The sequence below is a fragment of the Enterobacter sp. 168J2 genome, from assembly GCF_034107265.1.
In the GTDB taxonomy this organism is placed as follows: Bacteria; Pseudomonadota; Gammaproteobacteria; order Enterobacterales; family Enterobacteriaceae; genus Enterobacter; species Enterobacter nematophilus.
Window position 1 is genome coordinate 1 of the sequence record NZ_JAWNEB010000008.1, and the last position, 22,462, is coordinate 22,462.

Sequence of the window (22,462 nt, forward strand, 5' to 3'; positions counted from 1 at the left end):
AGCAACAACCAGGATCGCGCCGTCCATCTGCGCAGCACCGGTGATCATGTTTTTAACATAGTCGGCGTGGCCTGGGCAGTCTACGTGTGCGTAGTGGCGAGTCGGGGTGTCGTACTCAACGTGAGAGGTGTTGATGGTGATACCACGAGCTTTTTCTTCTGGTGCGTTATCGATCTGGTCGAATGCACGAGCAGAACCACCGTAGGTTTTTGCCAGAACGGTAGTGATTGCAGCGGTCAGCGTTGTTTTACCATGGTCAACGTGGCCGATAGTACCGACGTTAACGTGCGGTTTTGTACGTTCAAACTTTTCTTTAGACATCGATTGTCCCTCTAAGACACGGATAAATCGGTGATATCACCACATCAACCAGGCGAAATGCCTGAATTGTTGAATACAGTAAAATTGAAACAGAGAGAAACGGGAAGGAGAAGTGAAGTGGTGCTGATACCCAGAGTCGAACTGGGGACCTCACCCTTACCAAGGGTGCGCTCTACCAACTGAGCCATATCAGCACGTATTGGAGCGGGCAGCGGGAATCGAACCCGCATCATCAGCTTGGAAGGCTGAGGTAATAGCCATTATACGATGCCCGCATCCTGAAACTCGGCTACCCAGTTCTTTCTGTAACAAAAAAAGAGATTTCTCTCTTTTTCAGTTTGAGCTGGCTAATTTTTCCAACCAGCTCCGGCGGCATTTACGCTGCCAGAAAGTGGTGGTGGGGGAAGGATTCGAACCTTCGAAGTCTGTGACGGCAGATTTACAGTCTGCTCCCTTTGGCCGCTCGGGAACCCCACCGGACTTGATGGTGCCGACTACCGGAATCGAACTGGTGACCTACTGATTACAAGTCAGTTGCTCTACCTACTGAGCTAAGTCGGCATCAAGTAGCGCGCATTCTATGGATACCTGCGCGGTCATGCAACTAAAAATTTGCATAAAACGTTCTTTCGCTCACATTTTATGCGAACGCAGCGCTAAGCGATGTAAAAGTAGCCATTGCGGGTCAAATAATCAACATACATGCGTGATTTACACCGCATACACCGTAGCGTGACGGCTTCCGCGTAACGCAGCGCTTTCCATCTTTTTTCTTATTATTCCCGCCATCTGGTGTTAACCTCCTGCCCATTGTCCAAAATTAACTGTGTGATGAGCCACGTCCCGGCAGCATAGCGCTGGCTCACTGAAGCATGCTTATGAGCAAAAAAGAGCAAACGTTAATGACGCCTTATCTTCACTTTAACCGCAGCCAGTGGGCTGCCCTGCGTGATTCCGTCCCTATGACGCTGACGGAAGGTGAAATCGCACGGTTAAAAGGGATAAACGAAGATCTGTCCCTGGAAGAGGTGGCAGAAATTTATCTCCCCCTCTCTCGCTTGCTTAACTTCTATATCAGCTCCAACCTGCGCCGTCAGGCGGTGCTGGAGCAGTTCCTCGGCACGAACGGTCAACGCATTCCTTATATCATTAGCATTGCAGGCAGCGTGGCCGTGGGTAAAAGCACCACCGCACGCGTATTGCAGGCGCTATTGAGCCGCTGGCCGGAACACCGCAGCGTTGAGCTGATCACGACTGACGGCTTCCTGCACCCGAACGAGGTATTAAAAGAACGCGGGCTAATGAAGAAGAAGGGCTTCCCGCTCTCTTATGATATGCACCGTCTGGTGAAATTTGTCTCTGACCTGAAATCTGGCGTGCCGCACGTCACGGCGCCGGTCTATTCACACCTGATTTACGACCGCATCCCGGATGGGGATAAAACGGTAGTCCAGCCGGATATCCTGATTCTGGAAGGTTTGAACGTGCTGCAAAGCGGAATGGATTATCCACACGACCCGCATCATGTGTTCGTTTCGGATTTCGTCGATTTCTCTATCTATGTTGATGCGCCGGAAGACCTGCTGCAGAACTGGTATATCAACCGCTTCCTGAAGTTCCGCGAAGGGGCATTCACCGACCCGGACTCCTATTTCCACCACTACGCCCAGCTTTCTGAAGAAGAAGCGATCAATGTGGCGACGGGGCTGTGGAATGAGATCAACTACGTTAACCTCAAAGAGAACATTCTGCCGACGCGCGAGCGCGCGAGCCTGATCCTCACCAAGAGCGAGAAGCACGCCGTCGACCAGATTCGCCTGCGAAAATAGTCAGGCAGACATAAAAAAACCGGCTTAGCGCCGGTTTTTTTCGTTATGCGTGTGGCTTCTCGCCATTTTCATCCTGATCGACCGCGAAGCAGGCAACCAGCTGACCGCCATAATCCTTCAGCTGCGGCTGCAGCTGGGTGCAAGGACCAAAGCGGCGGCTGCAGCGCGCGTTGAAGGCACACCCCGGTGGCGGATTCAGCGGGCTGGGCAGTTCCCCCGTCAGCTTAATGCGCTCGCGACGATCGTCCGGGTTCAGACGCGGCGTCGCAGACAGCAGCGCCTGGGTGTACGGATGACGAGGATTATTAAAGATCTGGTCTTTGCTCCCCTTCTCCACGCAGCGCCCCAGATACATCACCATCACTTCATCGGCAATATGCTCCACCACCGACAGGTCGTGGGAGATGAACACATAAGAGAGCCCCAGCTCCTGCTGGAGATCCATCATCAGGTTCAGCACCTGCGCGCGCACGGAGACGTCGAGCGCCGAAACCGGCTCATCGGCAATCACCACGTCTGGATCGAGCATCAGCCCGCGGGCGATGGCGATACGCTGACGCTGCCCGCCGGAGAACATATGCGGGTAGCGGTCGTAATGCTCGGTTTTGAGGCCGACCTTCGCCATCATCGCCAGCGCTTTTTCACGGCGCTGCTCTTTGCTCAGATTGCTGTTAATCAGCAGGGGCTCTTCCAGAATCTGTCCCACTTTTTTACGCGGGTTCAGAGAACCGTACGGGTTCTGAAACACAATCTGGATTTTCTGGCGACGCAGCTTCTGCGCCTGCGGATCGTGCTTGAGCAGATCCTGCCCCTGATAATAGAGCTCACCGCCGGTCGGCACTTCAATCATCGTCAGCAGGCGGCCCAGCGTGGATTTACCACAGCCTGACTCCCCCACTACCGCCAGCGTTTTACCGCGTTCGAGGGTAAATGACACGCCGTCCAGCGCTTTCACCAGGCGTTCCGGGGCAAAAATCCCCTTCTTCACCGGGTAGTGTTTTTTCAGGTCGATGGCCTGCAACAGCGGCTGCTGCGTGGTGGCCTGTTGCGTACTCATAGTGTTGGCCTCCCGGCATCATCGAGTGGGTAGTGACATTTCGACTGGCGGCCGTCAGCAAGCTGGTTCAGCTCTGGCTCTTCCGCCCGGCACTTATCCGTCGCGTACGGGCAGCGCGGGTTCAGCAGACAGCCCTGCGGTCGGTCATATTTACCCGGAACCACGCCCGGCAGCGAGGCCAGGCGCGCTTTGTCCTGGGCAAACTCCGGCAGCGCACGCAGCAGAGCCTGGGTATACGGGTGACGCGGCGCGCGGAAGATATCGTGCGAATTCCCGGTCTCGACCACCTGGCCGGCATACATCACGATGATTTTATGCGCGGCTTCGGCCACCAGCGCCAAATCGTGCGTAATCAGCACCAGCGCCATGTTCTCTTTCTGCTGCAGCTCCAGCAGAAGCTCGATGATTTGCGCCTGAATGGTCACATCCAGCGCCGTTGTCGGTTCATCCGCAATCAGCAGCTTTGGTCGACAGGCAATCGCCATGGCGATCATCACGCGCTGGCTCATCCCACCGGAAAGCTGGTGCGGGTAAACGTCCAGCCGCGATGCCGGGTCAGGAATACCGACCTGGTTCAGCAGGTCGATCGCCCGCTGGCGACGGGTTTTCTTGTTACCGCCCTGGTGCACCTTAATCGCTTCCATAATCTGGAAACCGACCGTATAGCACGGGTTCAGGCTGGTCATCGGGTCCTGGAAGATCATCGCCACTTCGGCGCCCACCAGCTGGCGGCGCTGTTTCTCAGAAATGCGCTTCAGGTCCTGACCGTTGAACTGCAGGTTTTCCGCCATCACGCGGCCCGGGTAATCAATCAGCCCCATGATTGCCAGTGAACTCACTGACTTACCGGAACCGGACTCCCCGACAATGCCTACCACTTCGCCCTGATTTACGCTGTAGCTGATGCGGTCCACGGCGCGAAACGGGGTGCCTTCGTCGCCGAAGTGCACCGATAATTTATCTACATTTAATAACGCCATCTCGTGCCTCTTACTGCTTCAGTTTGGGATCAAGCGCATCACGCAGACCATCACCCATCAGGTTAAATGCCAGCACCGTCAGCAGGATTGCCAGACCCGGGAAGGTGACAACCCACCAGGCGCTTTGTGCGAACTGCAACACGTCCGAGAGCATGGTGCCCCACTCCGGTGTTGGCGGCTGCGCACCCATGCCCAGGAAGCCAAGAGCGGCCATATCAAGAATGGCGTTAGAGAAACCGAGCGACGCCTGAACGATCAGCGGCGCAAGGCAGTTCGGGAAGATATTGACGAACATCTGGCGCATCGCACCCGCACCCGCCACGCGAGACGCGGTGACGTAGTCGCGGTTCACTTCCACCAGCACCGCCGCACGGGTTAGACGCACGTAGTGGGGAAGCGCCACGAAGGTCAGCGCCAGAGCGGCGTTACCGATCGACGGCCCAAAGATCGCCACCAGCACCAGGGCCAGCAGCAGGCTTGGCAGCGCCAGCATGATGTCGACGATACGCATAATGATGTTATCAACGATGCCGCCGAAGTAACCGGCAACCAGGCCGAGGATGATCCCCATAATCAGGGAGAGCACCACCACCAGACAGCCAACCAGCAGCGACAGACGCGCGCCGTACATCAGACGCGACAGCACGTCGCGGCCCACATCATCGGTACCCAACAGGTGCGCCAGACTGCCGCCTTCCTGCCATGCAGGAGGTGCCAGCAGCGCATCGCGGAACTGATCCGCCGGGTTATACGGCGCCAGAAAGTTCGCGAACACCGCAATCAGAATCATGATGGCGACATACACCAGCCCGACTACCGCGCCTTTATTGCGCTTGAAGTAGTGCCAGAACTCCTGCAGCGGCGTCATTGGAACCGGTGCAGCAACAGCTTTGTTTTCAGAAACCTGTGACATGATGGCCCCTTACTTCTTATGACGAATACGCGGGTTCACCACGCCGTACAGCAAATCGACCAGCAGGTTGACGAGGATTATCATCGTCGCGACCAGCAGCACCCCGCCCTGCACCACCGGATAGTCACGGCGTTGCAGCGCATCTATCAGCCAGCGTCCGAGGCCCGGCCAGGAGAAGATGGTTTCCGTCAGGATCGCCCCCGCCAGCAGCGTACCTACCTGGAGGCCGATAACGGTCACCACCGGCAGCATGGCGTTACGCAGCGCGTGGACGATGATGACGCGCATGCGGGTTAACCCTTTGGCGCGCGCGGTACGGATGTAATCTTCGCCCAGAACTTCCAGCATGGAGGAACGGGTCATACGCACGATCACCGCCAGAGGAATGGTGCCCAGCACCATGGCAGGCAGGATCATGTGCGCGACGGCATCAATGAAGTTGCCCTCCTCGCCCCAGATGGCCGTGTCGATCAGCATAAAGCCGGTTAACGGATTGGTATCATCAAGGAAGACCATATCGCTGACGCGCCCGGAGACCGGCGTCAGGTTCAATTGCACCGAGACCAGCATGATCAGCATCATGCCCCACCAGAAGATAGGCATGGAGTAGCCGGTCAGCGCCAAACCCACGGCGGTATGATCAAAAATAGAGCCACGCTTAACGGCAGCCAGTACCCCAACAGGAATACCCACCGCAGTGGCAAAAATCATGGCGCAGATGCCAAGCTCCAGCGTCGCTTTAAAACGCGGCACGAACTCGTCCCACACCGGAAGACGGCTTTTTAACGAAATCCCCAAGTCACCGTGCATCACGCCCCAGATATAGTGGAGGTACTGCTGCCACATCGGCTTATCGAGGCCGAGTTCGGCCAGCAGCTGCGCATGACGTTCAGGGGAGATACCACGCTCGCCCGCCATAATCATTACCGGGTCGCCGGGGATCATATGGACGAAGGCAAAAGTGAGAAGGGTGATACCGATAAACGTCGGGATAACAAGTCCCAGACGTCGGAGGATGAACTGCAACATAACCCGGATTCTCTCTGATGACGCACGACCAGTGGCGTGACGTCTGTATTGCTCACAAATGTAAATTCCCTCTCCCATGGGGAGAGGGTTAGGGTGAGGGGATGCATGCACGCCCCTCACCCCTGCCCTCTCCCAGAGGGAGAGGGAGAACACCCTACTTATTATTCAACCGATACGTTTTCGAAGTGGTGTTTGCCCAGTGGATCAACCACGTAGCCCTTCACTTCTTTACGCACTGGCTCATACACGGTGGAGTGAGCAACAATCAGCGCCGGAGCCTGATCGTGCATAACAACCTGAGCCTGCTTGTAGAGTTCGATACGTTTGTTGTGATCGTCGGTCGCACGCGCCGGCTGGATCAGATCTTCAAACGGCTTGTAGCACCAGCGAGAGTAGTTAGAGCCGTCTTTTGCCGCCGCACAGCTGAACAGGGTGGCGAAGAAGTTGTCCGGGTCCCCGTTGTCACCGGTCCAGCCCATCATCACCGCCTGGTGCTCACCCGCTTTGGCGCGCTTCAGATATTCGCCCCACTCGTAGGTCACAATCTTGGCCTGAACGCCAATTTTCGCCCAGTCAGCCTGGACCATTTCCGCCATACGGCGTGCGTTCGGGTTGTACGGACGCTGTACCGGCATCGCCCACAGCTCGACGGTAAAGCCTTTATCCTGGCCTGCTTCTTTCAGCAGCGCTTTCGCTTTCTCAGGATCGTAGGAGTAGTCCTTAACGTCGTCGTTATAGCCCCACATGGTTGGTGGGATCAGGTTCTTGGCCGCAACGCCCGCGCCCTGGTAAACGGCCTTGATGATCGCTTCTTTGTTCACCGCGTAGGTCAGCGCCTGACGCACTTTCACGTCATCAAACGGTTTCTTCTCGGTGTTGAAGGAGAGATAACCCACGTTCAGGCCCGCCTGCTCCATCAGGTTGATGTTTTTGTCCTGCTTCATGCGCGCGATGTCTGCCGGGTTTGGATACGGCATAACCTGACATTCGTTTTTCTGCAGTTTAGCGTAACGTACGGACGCATCAGGCGTGATGGAGAAGACCAGACGGTCGATCTGCGGCTTGGTGCCCCAGTAGCCCGGGAAGGCTTTATACAGAATACGGGAGTCTTTCTGGTACTGCAGCAGCTGGAACGGGCCGGTACCGATTGGGTTCAGGTCCACTTTTTCCGGCGTGCCGGCTTTCAGCATATTGTCCGCATACTCTTTAGAGAGAATAGAGGCGAAGTCCATGGCCAGGTCAGCCAGGAATGGCGCTTCCGGACGGGTCAGCACGAACTGAACGGTTTTGTCGTCCACTTTTTTCACTTCGGCGATCAGGTCCGGCAGACCCATCCCTTCGAAGTATTCGTAGCTGCCGCCAGACACTTTGTGGTACGGGTTCTGGGCGTTTTTCTGACGGTCGAAGGAGAACACAACGTCGTCAGCGTTAAAGTCGCGCGTTGGTTTGAATTCTTTGCTGTCCTGCCACTTCACGCCCTGGCGCAGGTGGAAGGTATAGGTTTTACCGTCTTCGCTGATGTCCCACTTCTCGGCCAGACCCGGAATCACTTCCGTGGTGCCGGTTTTGAATTCAACCAGACGGTTATAGATCGGTACAGAGCTTGCGTCGTAAGTCGTACCAGAGGTAAAGAGCTGTGGGTTAAAGCCTTCCGGCGAGCCTTCAGAACAGTAAACCAGGGTTTTTGCCTGTACGCTTGCTGCCACGGTCATAGCCACCAGGCTCAGACCAAGCTTCAGCATCCCTGACTTCTTCAAGGAAATACTCATTATTCTGCTCCAATGTGATGTTTTGCTTTGTTGTGTTACGCCGCCAGACCTTTATTTATTTTTTACCCGGTCCGGTCGGAGGTGCCCGAAGGCGTTAAAGGGATGGAGAATCCTTTCAGAAGAGCGTTTGAGTTGCAGCGCAGATCGTCCCTGAAATGCCCCTCATGCCCTACAATCTGTCAACAGAATGTGAAAACGTCAATACAGGTGACGGGGATTTGCGCCGAGTGTGAGAAACCGCAAACAAAGATTAAAAAAACCCTGAACGCCAGTTTTCAGCAGGGAAATTTATGCTACTCGCCAACTTCCAGCACAAATATCTTCATATTTCGCAACAATCAGTGATTAACTTTTATTCAGAATGGGTAAATTTTCTTGCAGAATGGTGATTATCTGAGCACTAAATACCGCGAACGTTAAAACGCACAGCGAAAAATGCTGAGGTTATCCATAAGCAACGCGAAAAAAGATCAATCTATATATAAAAAAATACAATGGATTATGTCACAAAATCGTTAACACGCAGGGAGAAGCGGGGATAAAGGGCGTTTTGCTGAATCAGGATAAGTAAGCCGTTAATGCAAAAAGGGCTAACCTTGCGGTTAGCCCTTTTCAGAATGTGGTCGGCGAGAGAGGATTCGAACCTCCGACCCACTGGTCCCAAACCAGTTGCGCTACCAAGCTGCGCTACTCGCCGAATGCGGAGCGCATCTTACTGCTGAGGTGCGCCCCCGTCAATCCCTTATTTTCAAAAAGCCATTCAACTGGCGATATTCTCGCCAGAGCAGCTACTGCGCGGCTTTTGCGGTGTTATCAGGGAGTTTACACCAGTTGTTGTTTTCGTTAATCCCACCGTTCGGTGAGGTATAGCCGAGACAACCCATAATGGTGTCGTACAGCTCAACGTGACGGCGCGGTACCTTGATTTCTGCCTGCTGTTTCAGATGGGCAAACATTTTGGCTTTGTCTGGGTTCTCCAGGTACTTATCGGACATCCACATGATCATCGGCACGCGGAACTGCTCCGGCGGTGCCAGCTTGCGCGGCGTACCGTGCAGGTGCTCTTTCTCGTTGATGGACTCGCCGTGGTCTGCGGCGTAGATAACAATCGCTTTTTTATCACGCAGCTGGTCGATTACGCGGCTCAGGAACGTATCCACATACAGAACGGAGTTATCGTAGGCGTTGATCAGCTCCTGCTTGCTGCAGTTTTTATTAATGCCAACGCACTCCGGTTTCCACTTCGCGAAATCGCGGGTATAGCGCTGGTAATAGCTGTAGTGCGATCCTTTGGTATGAAGAATGACAAGATGCTTACCTTTCGGATGGTTTTTCAGCGACTGCTCCATCTCGGAGAGCAGCAGCATGTCATCAACGTTCTTTCCACGGTTACGCGGCTCGGCGCCAATCTGCTCACGATAGGCGATGTTATCCGCCATGGTGTTGGTGTAGAACCACATTTCACTTTGCATGGCGAACAGATCGGCGCTAAATCCAAGCTGCTTCAGAACCGCAAACACGTTTTGCTCTTTAAGGGTACGCTGCGGGTTATCGCTCGCCCCGCCTTCACGCACAAACATACAGCGCAGCGAGAGCTTCGTGGCGGTATCGCAGGAATAGCCGCGGTAAGCCACCAGATTCTTTTCCTGCGCCAGTTTCGGGGTGGTATCACGGTCATAACCGAGCATACCCATGTGATCCCAGCGCGTCGTTTCGCCGATGACAAAGACCACGTAAGTATCATCCAGCCCGTCAGCCGGCGCCTGGTAGGTGAACTTTTTGGTCGGGTTAATCAGCGATTTCACATCGCTGGATTCGTCCGCCTGTGCCCAGGCGTACAGACCTAACGCGGACAGCCAGTTGGACGGCAGATACGAGTTAGCCACCACGCCGCCATAGCTTGGCATATCTACGCCCGTCGCTTTTTCGATCCGTTTTTGCTGTTTTTCCATCAGGCGAATCGGCGCCCACACCAGCAGGCCCGCCAGCAGAACGACAGCGATATTGCGGATGCGCTGTCCCCGGGTACGCAGCTGGCGTAACAGGGTATAGCGGCAGGTATTACTCCAGATAAAGAAGAGCGGGATCAGGCAGGTCAAAATCGTCCACATGATGAACCCTTGACCCACCACCTCTTTCGAGAGGTCGATATCCGTGGTCATCACCGAGGCAACGATGCCGTAGCCAATGACCACGTTCATGAATGTCATGTAATAGCTTGCGGCGGCAGAAATAATCACCACCAGCGAGGCCAGAATTTGCCATGTACGACGCCCAAACAGAGAGAGCAGGCGTAACAGGAAGAAAGTTGCCAGGATAGAGCCAAACACTTCAATGGCGGCAAAAATTCCATTTCTTACGGTGAGGTGTTCAAAATAACCTTCCACGCGTCTGAACAGTACCGCGCCATTCAGAAACAAACCGATATAGACAGCCAGCATCAGACATAATCTTTGCTGGGTAAGAGACCTAATATATTTCATGCAAACAACCCTGGGGGAAGGGGTATAAAGACCCGCCGAATCTCATCGAGAAAGCAGACAGAGTAAGTAGATGCGAGAGAAACCGTTATCAGAAACGTCCACAAGCGCGATAAGTAGACCACAGCGGGGAAAAAAAGTGGCAACAGAGAGTGTGATCGATGAAGATTTTTACAAAATAACAGGTCTGGCAGCGATGCGGAGATAAAAAAAGAGGCCCGGAGGCCTCTTTTTATCGAATCATGCGTGCGCTTCTTTATACACTTCACGCTGCGGCTGACGGATAGTCGTGGACAGCGCCAGTGAAATAATCAGCAGGGCAAAGATTACGCAGAAGGTGACATAGAACCCGCCAAACAGCGAGGCAATCAGCGAACCGCAGATACTGCCGATACCGAAGCCGAGATAAATGACGCCGTAGTTTTTCGCCAGGTTGTTCAGGCCGAAAAACTCGCTCACCAGCGACGGGAAGACGGTAATGGTGCCGCCGAAGTTAAAGGCCACGCAGGCAATCGCGGCAAAGAAGGTTGCTTCATTCAGCGGTGCAAACAGCAGGGCCGCCATTCCCACCAGCGAAACCACCTGCCCAATCGTAATCACGCGGATGCGGGCAATTTTGTCAGACAGAATACCGAGCACCAGACGGCCCGAGAGGTTAGCGATGGAGATGACCGTCACCGCATTCGCCGCCGTCGCGGCATCCAGTTTTACCATCCCCTGCGCGATATCTTTTGCCACGCCGATAACATACAGACCGCTCATGCAGGCCGTCAGGAACATCACCGCCAGCATCCAGTACTGCGGTTTACGCATGGACTGTGCGAGGGTGAAATCGTTCTCCACCACGCCGTTAACGGATTTCACTTCCTGCTGCGGCGCATCTTTCATCAGCGTGGCGCCAAACAGAATCATCACCAGGACGATAGCTCCCCAGATCATGAACGTTTTTTCGAGGCCAACGGACGCCAGCAGTTGAGAGTCGATAAATTTAAAGCCGAGGCTGCCCAGGCCATAGGAGCCGATAGCAAACGCGGAGATTAAGCCTTTACGCTCCGGGAACCACTTCACGCAGTTCGACAGCGTCAGCAGGTAACCTGCACCGTCTGCCAGACCCACCAGCACGCCGGCGCTCAGCCACAGCATCATCAGGTTGCTGGAATGCGCCGTCAGGAAAAAGCCCAGGCCCAGCAGTATGCCGGACGCCATGGTCACGCGCTTCACGCCGAAACGTTCCTGCAGCTTGCCCGCGACGGAAGACGAAATCGCCAGACCCAGGCTCAGCAGGCCGAAGGAAAACGCGACCTGGCTGACCGGGGCGCCGAGTTTGTCAGAAAGCGCGCTGTTAAACAGGCTCCAGGTATAGACCGATCCCAGCGCGAACTGGGTGACGATGGTGCCGAAGAGCGTGAGCCAGCGCGTACGATTATAGGTTGATGTGTTCATGGCCGTTGTCCTGCAACAGAAATTAAGGGAATTCGCTGAGGACAACGATAAACAAAACCTTAATACCGATGGGGTAAAACGTCATGAAATGCAGGAAGAACGGAATGAAATGCCTGGAATCGGGAATGAACGACCTTGCCGGGGAAGAAAGCGATAACAGGTTAGTGCCTGCTATCGCTGTAAAGCCTGTGGTTATTGTTTTTAAGATGTTATCGTAACGTGTAAAAAAATAACAACACTAAAAATTCGCGCTCACCCCCAAGGTATAGAGAAACTCTTCGCCGGTGGTGGCGCGTTCCCCCTGTGCCAGCGACGCATAGGCCGCCATGTGCGTATTAAACGGAATGTCCGTTCCCACGGTGACGTCCATCCAGTTACCGTTTTGGGCAGGGGCCGGCGTTTGAGGCATGCCAAACTGCGATTTCCACTGGTTTTCGCCAAACTGCTGGTTATAGCTAATCTGCGCCCAGGGACGGAGATCGCCGTACCGGGTATTCACGCGCCAGCCTAGCGTACTCACGCTGGCATGCCAGAGCGGATCGGCGAGCGTCTGCGTCGTCGCGCTATCACCAAACTGATTGATCATCATCGGCGTCGAGCCGTCATACCGCCAGGCCATCACCGGACCGGTGGTGACCCGCGCTGAAACCGGAAAATTCCAGCCTACGCTCATCGCCGCTTCCGTTTTCGCACCAGAAGGCACAGCCAGGGCCAGTCCCGGCGAATTTTGGGAAGACTGAATACGCTCAGCCAGAATATCCTCATAACGCGGTTGGTGATCCGCGTCCCATGTATAGCGTTCCGCCGTATTATTTTGGGCGTCTGAAACGATATATTCCTGTTGCCAGGCAAACGCTGTATTACACAACAACAGGCAGGCTGAAATCCCCACCAGGCCAGAAACAGCATGGCGACCACTGATTTTTTTTATCATCATCAAAGCGACCCCAGAGAGAGCCGAATTCGGCGATATTTGTCGTTATTCAGGAAGACTTTAGAGAGCATATGGCCCTGTATTAACTATTGTCTTTATACCAGGCACGTCAAGACTGACGGAATGAAAATTTTGCGAAATTCAGTATCAATAAGGGAGATGACGGATGGAACGTTGCGGTTGGGTAAGCCAGGATCAGCTTTATATCGACTATCACGATCGGGAATGGGGCATACCGGAGACGGATGGCAAAAAACTCTTTGAGATGATCTGCCTGGAGGGCCAGCAGGCGGGGTTATCATGGATTACGGTACTGAAGAAACGCGAAAATTACCGCAACGCCTTCCACCAGTTCGATCCCGTTGCCGTCGCCGCCATGACCGAAGATGACGTAGAGCGGCTGGTGCAGGATGCCGGTATCATCCGCCATCGCGGTAAAATCCAGGCCATCATCGGCAACGCCCGCGCCTGGCTGGCGATGGAACAAAACGGCGAATCGTTCTCAGAGTTTGTCTGGTCGTTCGTGAATAACGATCCGCAAATCACGCAGGCCGCCACGCTGGCGGAGATCCCGGCGTCCACGCCTGCGTCTGACGCGCTATCTAAGGCACTGAAAAAACGCGGCTTTAAGTTTGTCGGCTCCACCATCTGCTACGCCTTTATGCAGGCCTGTGGCCTGGTCAACGACCATGTCACCGGCTGCTTCTGTCATCCGGGGAGGCAACATGATCCGCAAATGGCAAAGTGAAAATGCCGATCCGCTCCTGAGCCTGTGGCTTGAAAGCACCACCGAGGCGCACCCGTTTATTAGCGCAAGCTACTGGAAAGAGAACGAAGCCATGGTGCGGGAGGTCTACCTGCCCGCGGCGGAAACCTGGGTGTGGGAAGAGAACGGCACGCCGCGCGGGTTTATCAGCGTCATACAGTCGCAGTTTGTGGGGGCGCTGTTCGTTACGCCAGCGTATATCGGAAAAGGCATCGGGCGCGCGCTGCTGAACCATGTTCAACAGCGCTTCCCGCACTTAAGCCTGGAGGTGTACCAGAAAAACGTCCGGGCGGTGAATTTCTACCACGCTCAGGGCTTTCGCATTGAAGACAGCGCCTGGCAGGATGATACCCAGCACCCGACGTGGATTATGAGCTGGCAGGCGGATCAAACGCCGTTAAGGTAAGCTTCGGGCCCTGGTATTTCTCAACCCAGGCCAGCGCCGTGTTCCCCGCGCAACCATTCCCCAGCTTCGAGCTGGGGAGATCTTTGGTCAGCACGTTAACCGCCCCGTTTTTACAGATCCCACCTTCGGCTGGCTCAAGGTCGGGCCATGCTCCCTGGTGTATACAGATCACGCCTGGCTTAATGCCGTCGCTGACCAGCGCCCCTGCCAGCACCTGTCCACGCTGGTTCCAGACGCGCACCACGTCACCGTCCGCAATCCCACGCGCTTTGGCGTCAAGGGTGTTCAGCGTAATCGGCTCTCGCCCGGCGACCGCATACTGCTCGCGCAGAGAGGTGTAGTTAAGCTGGCTGTGCAGACGATGCGCCGGATGGGCAGACAGCACCTGCAGCTGCTCCGGCTGAGCGTTGCCGTGCCACTCGTCCGGCTCCAGCCACGAAGGGTGTGGCGGACAATCGGCATATCCAAAGCTGGCGATGCGCTCGCTGTAGATCACAATCTTGCCGCTCTCGGTTTTCAGCGGATGGTTCTCCGGGTCGCGGCGGAAATCGGCGAAACGGACAAACCGGGCGTTTTGTTCGCTTTCCGGCATTTCGAGAATCTGGTTCGCCTCCCAGAACTCAGCAAATGGCGGAAGCGTCACGCCCTGCGCCGCACCGCGCTGTCCGGCGATCTGATAGAAACTCTCCAGCCACTGCAGATCATTTTTCCCTTCGGTAAAGCGTTCGCGACCGCCCGCTTCCCACCGCTCGCTCAGTTCGGCAAACACGTCAAAATCATCACGCGCTTCGTCACGCGGGGCCACCACGCGCTTCATCGGCACCATGTGCTGGTTGCTGTAATCGCCGGTCATGGTGAGATCGTTACGCTCAAACGACGTGGTCGCCGGCAGCACGATGTCGGCGTGTTTGGCCGAGGCGGTCCAGAAGCACTCGGAAATCACCACCAGCTCCGGCTTTTGCCAGGCGCGGATCAGGCGATTGGTATCCTGATGGTGCGTGAAGTTCGCCCCGCCCGCCCACCAGACAAACTTAATGTCCGGGAAGTGACGGTCCAGGCCGTTATGCTGATAAAAACCGCCCGGGTTTTCCAGGGCTTCAACGATTCGCGCCACCGGGATTTTATCCACGGCATCCACGCCGCCCTGCACCGAGCCCTGCAGGGACGCCAGCACCGCCGCTTTACGCGTTGGGTTACCGCCGTTCGCAAAATGATAGGAAAGACCAAAACCGCCGCCCGGCGTGCCAATCTGTCCGAGCATCGCGGCAAGCGTCACCAGCATCCAGTGTTTCTGCTCGCCGAACTGCTGGCGCTGCATCCCCCAGCCGGACATGAACATCGTGGTATTTTTATGGAACAGTGTCGCGAGTTCGCGGATTTTCCCCGCAGGAACGCCGCAAATTTCCGCGGCCCACTCTGCCGTTTTCACTACCCCATCGGATTGGCCCGTCAGGTAGTCGGCGAATTTGTCGAAGCCGGAGGTGCAGCGGGCGAGGAAGTCGCGGTCGTGCCAGCCGTTCTCCACCAGCGTATGCGCGATGCCCAGCATCATCGCCACGTCGGTGCCCATATGCGGAGCAATCCACTCGGCGCTGTCGCCGAAGAAATCCATGGTTTCAGAACGCATCGGATCAATGCAGATGATGCGCTTCCCGCTTTTGCGCAGCGCGTCGAAATACCCAATCCCCTGCTCGTCGCTGGCATTCCAGGCAATTTTCAGCGTGTTCAGCGGGTTGGCGCTCCACAGCACCACTACGTCGGTGTGCTCCAGCACCAGCGGCCAGCTGGTCTGCTGCTGGTACACTTCGTTTCCTCCCACGACGTACGGCATGATTGCCTGCGCCGCGCCGGTCGAGTAGTCGCCCAGATGACCGGTATAGCCTCCCGCCAGGCTCATATAGCGCTGCAGCAGGGTCGAGGCCTTGTGCAGAACGCCGTTCGAACGCCAGCCGTAAGAGCCGGCAAAAATGGACGATGGACCATAGCTGTCGCGAATGCGCTTATGCTGCGTATGGATCAGCGCCAGCGCGTCGTCCCAGCTCACGCGAACAAACTCATCCTGACCACGGATCCCCTGCGGCTTATCCGGCGAGGCCAGAAAACCCTTGCGCACCATCGGCCAGCGCACGCGCGTTTTGCTGTGCACCTGATCGCGAACGACGGTCTGTAACGAATTGGGATGTTGTGTTGGCAGTGCCCCGCGGGAGGACAGAACATTTTCGCCATCGGTTTCGACCAGCATCGGCCCCCAGTGGGCGGCGGTCAGAATGGTTTTTGTTGAGGTGCTCAAGCGTGCGCTCCTGGTTGCGTGCAGGTTTTACGGCCTTCTCGTTGAGGCCGTTTATGGTTTGTCACAAATTTCAGAGTTATACCCGGAATTTTCTCCGTATCTGGACGTCATAATCAACTGCCACGCTCGCCGTGGCAAAGAATAAAAAGGATTAAGGAAAGAAGATGAAAAAACGCGTACTCGTTATTGCCGCTCTGGTGAGCGGTGCACTGGCTGTTTCTGGCTGCACAACCAACCCTTACACCGGTGAGCGCGAAGCGGGTAAATCCGGCATCGGCGCAGGCATCGGCTCGCTGGTAGGCGCAGGCGTTGGGGCGCTCTCCTCCTCCAAGAAAGACCGCGGCAAAGGTGCGCTGATTGGCGCAGCGGCGGGCGCGGCCCTGGGCGGCGGCGTCGGTTATTACATGGACGTACAGGAAGCAAAACTGCGCGACAAAATGAAGGGAACCGGCGTGAGCGTCACCCGCAGCGGCGACAACATCATCCTGAACATGCCGAACAACGTGACCTTTGACAGCAGCAGCGCCACGCTGAAACCTGCGGGCGCGAACACCCTGACCGGCGTGGCGATGGTGCTGAAAGAGTACAACAAGACCGCAGTTAACGTGATTGGCTACACCGACAGCACCGGCGGCCAGGATCTGAACATGCGTCTGTCTCAGCAGCGCGCCGATTCCGTGGCCAGCTCGCTGATTACCCAGGGCGTTGATGCAAACCGCATCCGCACCAGCGGCATGGGCCCTGCCAACCCTATCGCCAGCAACAGCACGGCGGAAGGTAAAGCGCAGAACCGTCGCGTAGAGATTACGTTGAGCCCGATTCAGTAGGTAAAAGCAAAACGGCAACCCCGTTGCCGTTTTTAGTGTTTGCGCCCTCTCCCGTGGGAGAGGGTTGGGGTGAGGGCATCAAGCAGCACCTTCCATAATGAACCACTTGCCATCGTTGATTTTCCCGCTAAGGTATTCTCACTAAATTCAGGGAAATCAGCGATGAGCAAACCAGCCCGGGCCACCATCAGCGACGTAGCGAAAGCCGCCAAAACCGGTAAAACCAGCATTTCGCGCTACCTTAACGGCGAGAAACATCTGCTGTCCGACGCATTGCTGGCGCGTATTGAACAGGCTATCGCCGATCTCGACTACCGCCCCAGCCTGATGGCGCGCGGGCTCAAACGCGGCCGCACCCGACTGATTGGCCTTATCATCGCCGATATCACCAACCCCTACTCCGTCAACGTCCTCAGCGGTATTGAAGCCGCCTGCCGCGAGAAGGGTTTTACGCCGCTGGTCTGTAATACCAATAACGAGGTTGACCAGGAGCTGCACTACCTCGATCTGCTGCGCAGCTACCAGGTGGAAGGGATTGTGGTTAACGCGGTAGGCATGCGTGAAGAGGGCCTGAACCGCCTGCAGCAATCCTCCCTGCCCATGGTCCTCATCGACCGTAAAATCCCGGAATTCGCCTGCGATGTGGTTGGGCTGGATAACACCCAGGCAGCCACAACCGCGACCGAGCACCTGATCGAACAGGGCTTCGAAGCGATTCTGTTCCTGAGCGAACCGCTGGGCATGGTAAATACCCGACGCGATCGCCTGGCGGCATTTCGCGCCACGCTTGCCCGTTATCCCGGTGCGATCGCCGAAAATGCCGAAACGCCGCTTCACGAAGCCGACCAGATCGACAACACCCTGCGCCAGTTCCATACTCGCCATCGCGGGATGCGCAAAGCCGTTATCTCAGCCAACGGGGCGCTGACGCTTCAGGTCGCCCGCTCGCTTAAGCGCATTGGCCTGCACTGGGGCAGCGATATCGGTCTGCTGGGCTTTGATGAGCTGGAGTGGGCAGAGCTGGCTGGCGTTGGCATTACGACCCTTAAACAACCCACCTGGCAGATTGGCTATGCTGCTGTAGAACAAGTGGTTCGTCGTATAGAAGGCACCCGCGATGCCGTACGCGAGCAGGTCTTCTCCGGCGAGCTGATCGTTCGCGGCTCCACCGCCCGTTAATTCCCCCTTGTGATACCGATCATAAATTCGACATCCTGATCTTTTCTTTGGAACCGGTTCCATCTAGCGTAATAGTATTGATATGTTGCGATGGAGTCCGGAGATGGGCAGGAAAATCATGGTGGTCACCGCCGCGTATGGCGCGGAACAGGTGCGACAGGCAGGCGGTCAGCGGGCGATGCTGCCCGTTATTGCAGGCGCAGGGGCAGACGGCGTGGAGATCCGCCGCGAACTGTTTACCAGCGAAGAGCTGCTGGCGCTGCCCGCACTGAGCGAATCCATTGAGCTGATGGGTCTGCTGGCGTGCTACTCTGCGCCCGCCGCCCTGTTTATGTCCGACGGCACTCTCAACCCGGACCTGCCCCGCTATCTCTCTGAGGCCAACACCCTTAACGCCCTGTGGCTGAAGGTTTCCCTGGGCCATTTCCGCGACGCGCAGCCTCTCGACGCCCTGCGCGCCCTGCTGAACGCCAGCGGTATGGCGCTGGTCGTGGAGAACGATCAGACCGACTGCGGGCAGCTCGCGCCCATGCGACGCTTCCAGACCGCCTGCCGGGAACTGGCCTTGCCCGTCACGCTGACCTTCGACATGGGCAATTGGCTGTGGGTCGGCGACTCCCCCGAAGAGGCCGCGCGTCACCTGGCCCCAGCGGTGAGCTATATCCACGTTAAAGCCGCCGTTCCGCATAAAGATAACTTCCGCGCCGTGGCGCCGGACCGCGCAGATGCGCGCTGGCTGGATCTGCTCGGCCAGCTGCCCGCAGATGCCCCGCGCGGTATTGAGTTCCCGCTGGAAGGGGCGGATTTGACCGCCGTTACCCGCCATTACGTCAACCTGCTGCGCGAGGAGTAAACCATGTACAAGACGCTGGATGTCATCACGATCGGCGAGGCCATGGCGATGTTCGTCGCGACCGAAACGGGCGAGCTGAGCGCGGTAGAGCACTTTATCAAACGCGTAGCGGGCGCAGAGCTGAACGTCGCGACCGGCCTGGCGCGTCTCGGTCTGAACGTCGGCTGGGTCAGCCGCGTGGGGGACGACAGCTTTGGCCATTTCGTTCTCGACTCGCTGAAAAAAGAGAATATTGATGCCGCAGGCGTCACCCTCGACGGACGCTTTCCGACCGGCTTTCAGCTTAAATCGAAGGTCGAAAATGGAACCGATCCCATCGTGGAGTATTTCCGTAAAGGTTCGGCGGCAAGCCATCTCTCAACGGAAGATTACCACGCCGGCTATTTTGCCGCCGCGCGCCATCTGCACCTGAGCGGCGTGGCGGCAGCGCTCTCTGACAGTTCCTATGAACTGCTGGACCATGCGGCAACGACCATGAAGTCGCAGGGCAAAACGATCTCTTTCGATCCGAATTTGCGCCCGGTGCTGTGGAAAAGCGAAGCGGAAATGGTCGAGAAGCTGAACCGCCTGGCGTTCCAGGCGGACTGGGTTCTGCCGGGCCTGAAAGAGGGGATGATCCTGACGGGTGAAAATACGCCGGAAGGCATTGCTGATTACTACCTGAACAAAGGGGTAAAAGCGGTAGTGCTGAAGACCGGTGCCGATGGCGCATGGTTCAAAACGGCCAACGGCGAACAGGGCGCGGTCGCGGCGGTGAAGGTTGAGAACGTGGTCGACACCGTCGGCGCGGGCGATGGCTTTGCCGTGGGCGTCATTAGCGCGCTGCTGGAAGGCAAACCGCTGCAGCAGGCCGTCGCGCGGGGCAACAAGATTGGCTCACTGGCCATTCAGGTGCAGGGAGACAGCGAAGGATTGCCAACGCGAGCAGAGCTCGGCGTTTAAATTCCCTCTCCCTGTGGGAGAGGGCCAGGGTGAGGGCAGCAAGCCGCACCAAATAATTAAGCCACCGTGTACCCTACAGACAACGGCGGTAACAACCTCAACAACAGAGGCAAGCCTATGAACAGTTCGACCAATGCAGTAAAACGCTGGTGGTACATCATGCCAATCGTGTTTATCACGTACAGCCTGGCGTACCTCGATCGTGCCAACTTCAGCTTCGCGTCCGCGGCGGGGATCACCGAAGACCTCGGGATCACCAAAGGTATTTCATCCCTGCTGGGCGCCCTTTTCTTCCTGGGCTACTTCTTCTTCCAGATCCCCGGTGCGATTTACGCGGAACGCCGCAGCGTGCGTAAGCTGATCTTCATCTGTCTGATCCTGTGGGGCGCCTGCGCGTCACTGACCGGCGTGGTGAACAATATTCCTGCCCTGGCCGCCATTCGCTTTATCCTCGGCGTCGTTGAGGCGGCGGTCATGCCGGCGATGCTGATTTACATCAGCAACTGGTTTACTAAGTCTGAGCGTTCACGCGCGAACACCTTCCTGATCCTCGGTAACCCGGTCACCGTACTGTGGATGTCGGTAGTCTCCGGCTACCTGATCCAGTCCTTCGGCTGGCGCGAGATGTTTATCATCGAAGGGGTTCCCGCGATTATCTGGGCATTCTGCTGGTGGGTGCTGGTAAAAGATAAGCCTGCCCAGGCGAAGTGGCTCTCCGAAGATGAAAAAGCCGCGCTGCAGGCGCAGCTGGATAAAGAGCAGCAGGGGCTGAAGGCGGTACGTAACTACGGTGAAGCGTTCCGCTCCCGCAACGTTATCCTGCTCTGCGCGCAGTACTTTGCCTGGAGTATCGGCGTGTACGGGTTTGTGCTGTGGCTGCCGTCGATTATCCGCAGCGGCGGCGAAAACCTCGGCATGGTGGAAGTGGGCTGGCTCTCTTCCGTGCCGTATCTGGCCGCGACTATCGCGATGATTATCGTCTCCTGGGCGTCGGACAAGCTGCAAAACCGCAAGCTGTTCGTCTGGCCGCTGCTGTTGATTGCTGCTTTCGCCTTCATCGGCTCGTGGGCCGTGGGCGCAAATCACTTCTGGGCCTCTTATACCCTGCTGGTGATTGCCGGTGCCGCCATGTACGCCCCGTACGGTCCGTTCTTTGCCATCATCCCGGAAATGCTGCCGCGTAACGTCGCGGGTGGCGCGATGGCATTGATTAACAGCATGGGCGCGCTGGGGTCGTTCTGCGGCTCCTGGTTTGTCGGCTACCTGAACGGTGCCACCGGCAGCCCGTCCGCGTCGTACATCTTTATGGGGGTGGCGCTTTTCGCCTCCGTGTGGCTTACTCTGATTGTTAAGCCTGCTAATAATCAACAGCACATCGTCGGCGCACGCCACGCCTGAATCCTTAAAAATCAACGGAGATTAGCATGAAGCCGTCCGTCATTTTGTATAAAGCTCTGCCGGAAGATCTGCAGAAACGCCTGGAAGAACACTTCACCGTTACGCAGGTGAAGAACCTGAGCCCGGAGACCGTGGCGCAGCACGCCGATGCGTTCGCCAGCGCCGAAGGCCTGCTGGGTTCAAGCGAAAAAGTGGATATCGCCCTGCTGGAGAAAATGCCGAAGCTTCGTGCTACCTCTACCGTTTCCGTGGGTTATGACAATTTCGACGTGGATGCCCTGAACGCCCGTAAAATCCTGCTGATGCATACGCCGCATGCCCTGACGGAAACCGTGGCGGACACGCTGATGGCGCTGGTGCTCAGCACGGCCCGCCGCGTGGTGGAAGTGGCCGAGCGCGTGAAAGCCGGCGAATGGACGAAAAGCATTGGGCCGGACTGGTTCGGCGTGGATGTGCATGGCAAAACGCTGGGCATCGTGGGTATGGGGCGTATCGGGCTGGCGCTGGCGCAGCGCGCGCATTTCGGCTTCAACATGCCGATTCTGTATAACGCGCGCCGTCATCACAGTGAAGCAGAAGAACGCTTCAACGCGCGCTACTGCGAGCTGGATACGCTGCTGCAGGAAGCCGACTTTGTCTGCCTGATCCTGCCGCTGACGGAGGAAACGCGCCATCTGATTGGCAAATCCGCGTTTGAAAAAATGAAGAGGTCCGCCATCTTCATCAACGCGGGTCGCGGCCCGGTGGTAGATGAGCAGGCGCTGATTGAGGCGCTGCAAAACGGCGAGATCCACGCCGCCGGTCTGGACGTGTTCGAACAGGAGCCGCTTCCGGTGGATTCTCCGCTGCTGAGCATGCCAAACGTCGTCGCCCTGCCACACATCGGCTCTGCTACCCACGAAACGCGCTACAACATGGCGGCGACGGCGGTAGACAACCTGATTGCCGCGCTTGCCGGAAAAGTGGATAAAAACTGCGTGAACCCGCAGATCCAACGGTAGAAACGAAAAAACCCGCCAGAAGGCGGGTTTTTGAATTTTGTGCTA

General features: G+C 56.6%; 19 protein-coding genes and 5 tRNA genes. 9 read left to right on the top strand and 15 right to left on the bottom strand.

Annotated elements, in window-relative coordinates:
* From USG84_RS18305 to USG84_RS18325, 5 genes are all read right to left on the bottom strand, one after another.
* A partial coding sequence (locus USG84_RS18305; RefSeq protein ID WP_040176433.1) for a GTP-binding protein occupies positions 1-321 on the bottom strand: 321 nt, incomplete at its 3' end.
* A 118-nt stretch (positions 322-439) separates the two neighbouring features.
* Positions 440-515 (bottom strand) — tRNA-Thr (locus USG84_RS18310).
* A gap of 6 nt (positions 516-521) precedes the next feature.
* Positions 522-596: transfer RNA gene (locus USG84_RS18315), tRNA-Gly, on the bottom strand.
* A gap of 117 nt (positions 597-713) precedes the next feature.
* A tRNA-Tyr gene (locus tag USG84_RS18320) sits at positions 714-798 on the bottom strand.
* An 8-nt stretch (positions 799-806) separates the two neighbouring features.
* Positions 807-882, bottom strand: a tRNA-Thr gene (locus tag USG84_RS18325).
* A 317-nt stretch (positions 883-1,199) separates the two neighbouring features.
* Between USG84_RS18325 and coaA the strand changes: the two genes are divergently transcribed.
* Complete coding sequence (coaA, locus tag USG84_RS18330; protein WP_032654569.1) at positions 1,200-2,150, top strand: type I pantothenate kinase; 951 nt, start codon at positions 1,200-1,202, stop codon at positions 2,148-2,150.
* 43 nt (positions 2,151-2,193) lie between these two features.
* Here coaA and dppF read toward each other — a convergent pair whose 3' ends face one another.
* The 9 genes from dppF to USG84_RS18375 form a co-directional block, all read right to left on the bottom strand.
* Positions 2,194-3,207 carry a dipeptide ABC transporter ATP-binding subunit DppF gene (dppF, locus tag USG84_RS18335; RefSeq protein WP_151413779.1) on the bottom strand — a complete coding sequence of 338 codons (1,014 nt, stop codon included), beginning with the start codon at positions 3,205-3,207 and terminating at the stop codon, positions 2,194-2,196.
* Positions 3,204-4,187 carry a dipeptide ABC transporter ATP-binding protein gene (gene dppD, locus USG84_RS18340; RefSeq protein WP_008502772.1) on the bottom strand — a complete coding sequence of 328 codons (984 nt, stop codon included), beginning with the start codon at positions 4,185-4,187 and terminating at the stop codon, positions 3,204-3,206. The genes dppF and dppD overlap by 4 nt, the downstream gene beginning before the upstream one ends.
* A 10-nt stretch (positions 4,188-4,197) precedes the next feature.
* A complete protein-coding gene (dppC, locus tag USG84_RS18345) occupies positions 4,198-5,100 on the bottom strand; it encodes a dipeptide ABC transporter permease DppC (protein ID WP_061096570.1) in 903 nt (300 codons plus the stop codon).
* A 9-nt stretch (positions 5,101-5,109) separates the two neighbouring features.
* On the bottom strand, positions 5,110-6,129 hold the full coding sequence (gene dppB, locus USG84_RS18350; protein WP_028015092.1) for a dipeptide ABC transporter permease DppB: 1,020 nt from the start codon (positions 6,127-6,129) through the stop codon (positions 5,110-5,112).
* A 161-nt stretch (positions 6,130-6,290) separates the two neighbouring features.
* Positions 6,291-7,898, bottom strand: coding sequence for a dipeptide ABC transporter periplasmic-binding protein DppA (gene dppA / locus USG84_RS18355; protein ID WP_028015091.1), 1,608 nt, complete (start codon positions 7,896-7,898; stop codon positions 6,291-6,293).
* Positions 7,899-8,518: 620 nt separating this feature from the next.
* A tRNA-Pro gene (locus tag USG84_RS18360) sits at positions 8,519-8,595 on the bottom strand.
* 91 nt (positions 8,596-8,686) lie between these two features.
* Positions 8,687-10,381, bottom strand: coding sequence for a kdo(2)-lipid A phosphoethanolamine 7''-transferase (eptB, locus tag USG84_RS18365; RefSeq protein WP_151412694.1), 1,695 nt, complete (start codon positions 10,379-10,381; stop codon positions 8,687-8,689).
* A 237-nt stretch (positions 10,382-10,618) separates the two neighbouring features.
* Positions 10,619-11,821 carry an MFS transporter gene (locus USG84_RS18370; RefSeq protein ID WP_061096573.1) on the bottom strand — a complete coding sequence of 401 codons (1,203 nt, stop codon included), beginning with the start codon at positions 11,819-11,821 and terminating at the stop codon, positions 10,619-10,621.
* A gap of 238 nt (positions 11,822-12,059) precedes the next feature.
* Positions 12,060-12,758 carry an autotransporter domain-containing protein gene (locus USG84_RS18375; RefSeq protein WP_151412693.1) on the bottom strand — a complete coding sequence of 233 codons (699 nt, stop codon included), beginning with the start codon at positions 12,756-12,758 and terminating at the stop codon, positions 12,060-12,062.
* Positions 12,759-12,921: 163 nt separating this feature from the next.
* On the opposite strand from USG84_RS18375, the gene tag reads away from it, so the two are divergent.
* Together tag and USG84_RS18385 are read left to right on the top strand one after the other, a co-directional pair.
* Positions 12,922-13,503: a DNA-3-methyladenine glycosylase I gene (tag, locus tag USG84_RS18380; RefSeq protein ID WP_151412692.1), complete on the top strand. Its 582-nt coding sequence runs from the start codon at positions 12,922-12,924 to the stop codon at positions 13,501-13,503.
* Positions 13,481-13,927, top strand: a complete 447-nt coding sequence (locus tag USG84_RS18385) for an N-acetyltransferase (protein ID WP_061096576.1) — start codon at positions 13,481-13,483, stop codon at positions 13,925-13,927. Before tag ends, USG84_RS18385 begins: the two co-directional genes overlap by 23 nt.
* Here USG84_RS18385 and USG84_RS18390 read toward each other — a convergent pair.
* Positions 13,890-16,169, bottom strand: coding sequence for a molybdopterin guanine dinucleotide-containing S/N-oxide reductase (locus USG84_RS18390; RefSeq protein ID WP_061099600.1), 2,280 nt, complete (start codon positions 16,167-16,169; stop codon positions 13,890-13,892). The two genes, USG84_RS18385 and USG84_RS18390, sit on opposite strands and share 38 nt — an antisense overlap.
* A gap of 212 nt (positions 16,170-16,381) precedes the next feature.
* On the opposite strand from USG84_RS18390, the gene USG84_RS18395 reads away from it, so the two are divergent.
* From USG84_RS18395 to ghrB, 6 genes are all read left to right on the top strand, one after another.
* Positions 16,382-17,044 (top strand): OmpA family lipoprotein, encoded by a 663-nt coding sequence (locus USG84_RS18395; RefSeq protein ID WP_061096577.1) that lies wholly within the window; start codon positions 16,382-16,384, stop codon positions 17,042-17,044.
* A gap of 162 nt (positions 17,045-17,206) precedes the next feature.
* Positions 17,207-18,223 carry a LacI family DNA-binding transcriptional regulator gene (locus USG84_RS18400; protein ID WP_061096578.1) on the top strand — a complete coding sequence of 339 codons (1,017 nt, stop codon included), beginning with the start codon at positions 17,207-17,209 and terminating at the stop codon, positions 18,221-18,223.
* A 103-nt stretch (positions 18,224-18,326) separates the two neighbouring features.
* The gene (locus tag USG84_RS18405; protein ID WP_320738411.1) at positions 18,327-19,076 is read left to right on the top strand and encodes a sugar phosphate isomerase/epimerase; all 750 of its coding nucleotides are present in this window, start codon (positions 18,327-18,329) and stop codon (positions 19,074-19,076) included.
* 3 nt (positions 19,077-19,079) lie between these two features.
* On the top strand, positions 19,080-20,018 hold the full coding sequence (locus USG84_RS18410; RefSeq protein WP_151412691.1) for a sugar kinase: 939 nt from the start codon (positions 19,080-19,082) through the stop codon (positions 20,016-20,018).
* A 117-nt stretch (positions 20,019-20,135) separates the two neighbouring features.
* Positions 20,136-21,416, top strand: coding sequence for an MFS transporter (locus USG84_RS18415; protein ID WP_061096581.1), 1,281 nt, complete (start codon positions 20,136-20,138; stop codon positions 21,414-21,416).
* A 26-nt stretch (positions 21,417-21,442) separates the two neighbouring features.
* Complete coding sequence (ghrB, locus tag USG84_RS18420; RefSeq protein ID WP_253540290.1) at positions 21,443-22,417, top strand: glyoxylate/hydroxypyruvate reductase GhrB; 975 nt, start codon at positions 21,443-21,445, stop codon at positions 22,415-22,417.
* The last annotated feature ends 45 nt before the right edge of the window (positions 22,418-22,462 follow it).

Bases quoted from the DNA above. Each gene is read 5' to 3' on its own strand.
- eptB (WP_151412694.1), bottom strand. From the start codon at position 10,381: ATGAAATATATTAGGTCTCTTACCCAGCAAAGATTATGTCTGATGCTG.
- USG84_RS18390 (WP_061099600.1), bottom strand. From the start codon at position 16,169: ATGCTGGTCGAAACCGATGGCGAAAATGTTCTGTCCTCCCGCGGGGCA.
- USG84_RS18405 (WP_320738411.1), top strand. From the start codon at position 18,327: ATGGGCAGGAAAATCATGGTGGTCACCGCCGCGTATGGCGCGGAACAG.
- dppB (WP_028015092.1), bottom strand. From the start codon at position 6,129: ATGTTGCAGTTCATCCTCCGACGTCTGGGACTTGTTATCCCGACGTTT.
- ghrB (WP_253540290.1), top strand. From the start codon at position 21,443: ATGAAGCCGTCCGTCATTTTGTATAAAGCTCTGCCGGAAGATCTGCAG.
- USG84_RS18395 (WP_061096577.1), top strand. From the start codon at position 16,382: ATGAAAAAACGCGTACTCGTTATTGCCGCTCTGGTGAGCGGTGCACTG.
- USG84_RS18415 (WP_061096581.1), top strand. From the start codon at position 20,136: ATGAACAGTTCGACCAATGCAGTAAAACGCTGGTGGTACATCATGCCA.
- dppA (WP_028015091.1), bottom strand. From the start codon at position 7,898: ATGAGTATTTCCTTGAAGAAGTCAGGGATGCTGAAGCTTGGTCTGAGC.
- tag (WP_151412692.1), top strand. From the start codon at position 12,922: ATGGAACGTTGCGGTTGGGTAAGCCAGGATCAGCTTTATATCGACTAT.
- USG84_RS18375 (WP_151412693.1), bottom strand. From the start codon at position 12,758: ATGATGATAAAAAAAATCAGTGGTCGCCATGCTGTTTCTGGCCTGGTG.
- USG84_RS18400 (WP_061096578.1), top strand. From the start codon at position 17,207: ATGAGCAAACCAGCCCGGGCCACCATCAGCGACGTAGCGAAAGCCGCC.
- USG84_RS18370 (WP_061096573.1), bottom strand. From the start codon at position 11,821: ATGAACACATCAACCTATAATCGTACGCGCTGGCTCACGCTCTTCGGC.
- dppF (WP_151413779.1), bottom strand. From the start codon at position 3,207: ATGAGTACGCAACAGGCCACCACGCAGCAGCCGCTGTTGCAGGCCATC.
- dppC (WP_061096570.1), bottom strand. From the start codon at position 5,100: ATGTCACAGGTTTCTGAAAACAAAGCTGTTGCTGCACCGGTTCCAATG.
- coaA (WP_032654569.1), top strand. From the start codon at position 1,200: ATGAGCAAAAAAGAGCAAACGTTAATGACGCCTTATCTTCACTTTAAC.
- USG84_RS18410 (WP_151412691.1), top strand. From the start codon at position 19,080: ATGTACAAGACGCTGGATGTCATCACGATCGGCGAGGCCATGGCGATG.
- USG84_RS18385 (WP_061096576.1), top strand. From the start codon at position 13,481: ATGATCCGCAAATGGCAAAGTGAAAATGCCGATCCGCTCCTGAGCCTG.
- dppD (WP_008502772.1), bottom strand. From the start codon at position 4,187: ATGGCGTTATTAAATGTAGATAAATTATCGGTGCACTTCGGCGACGAA.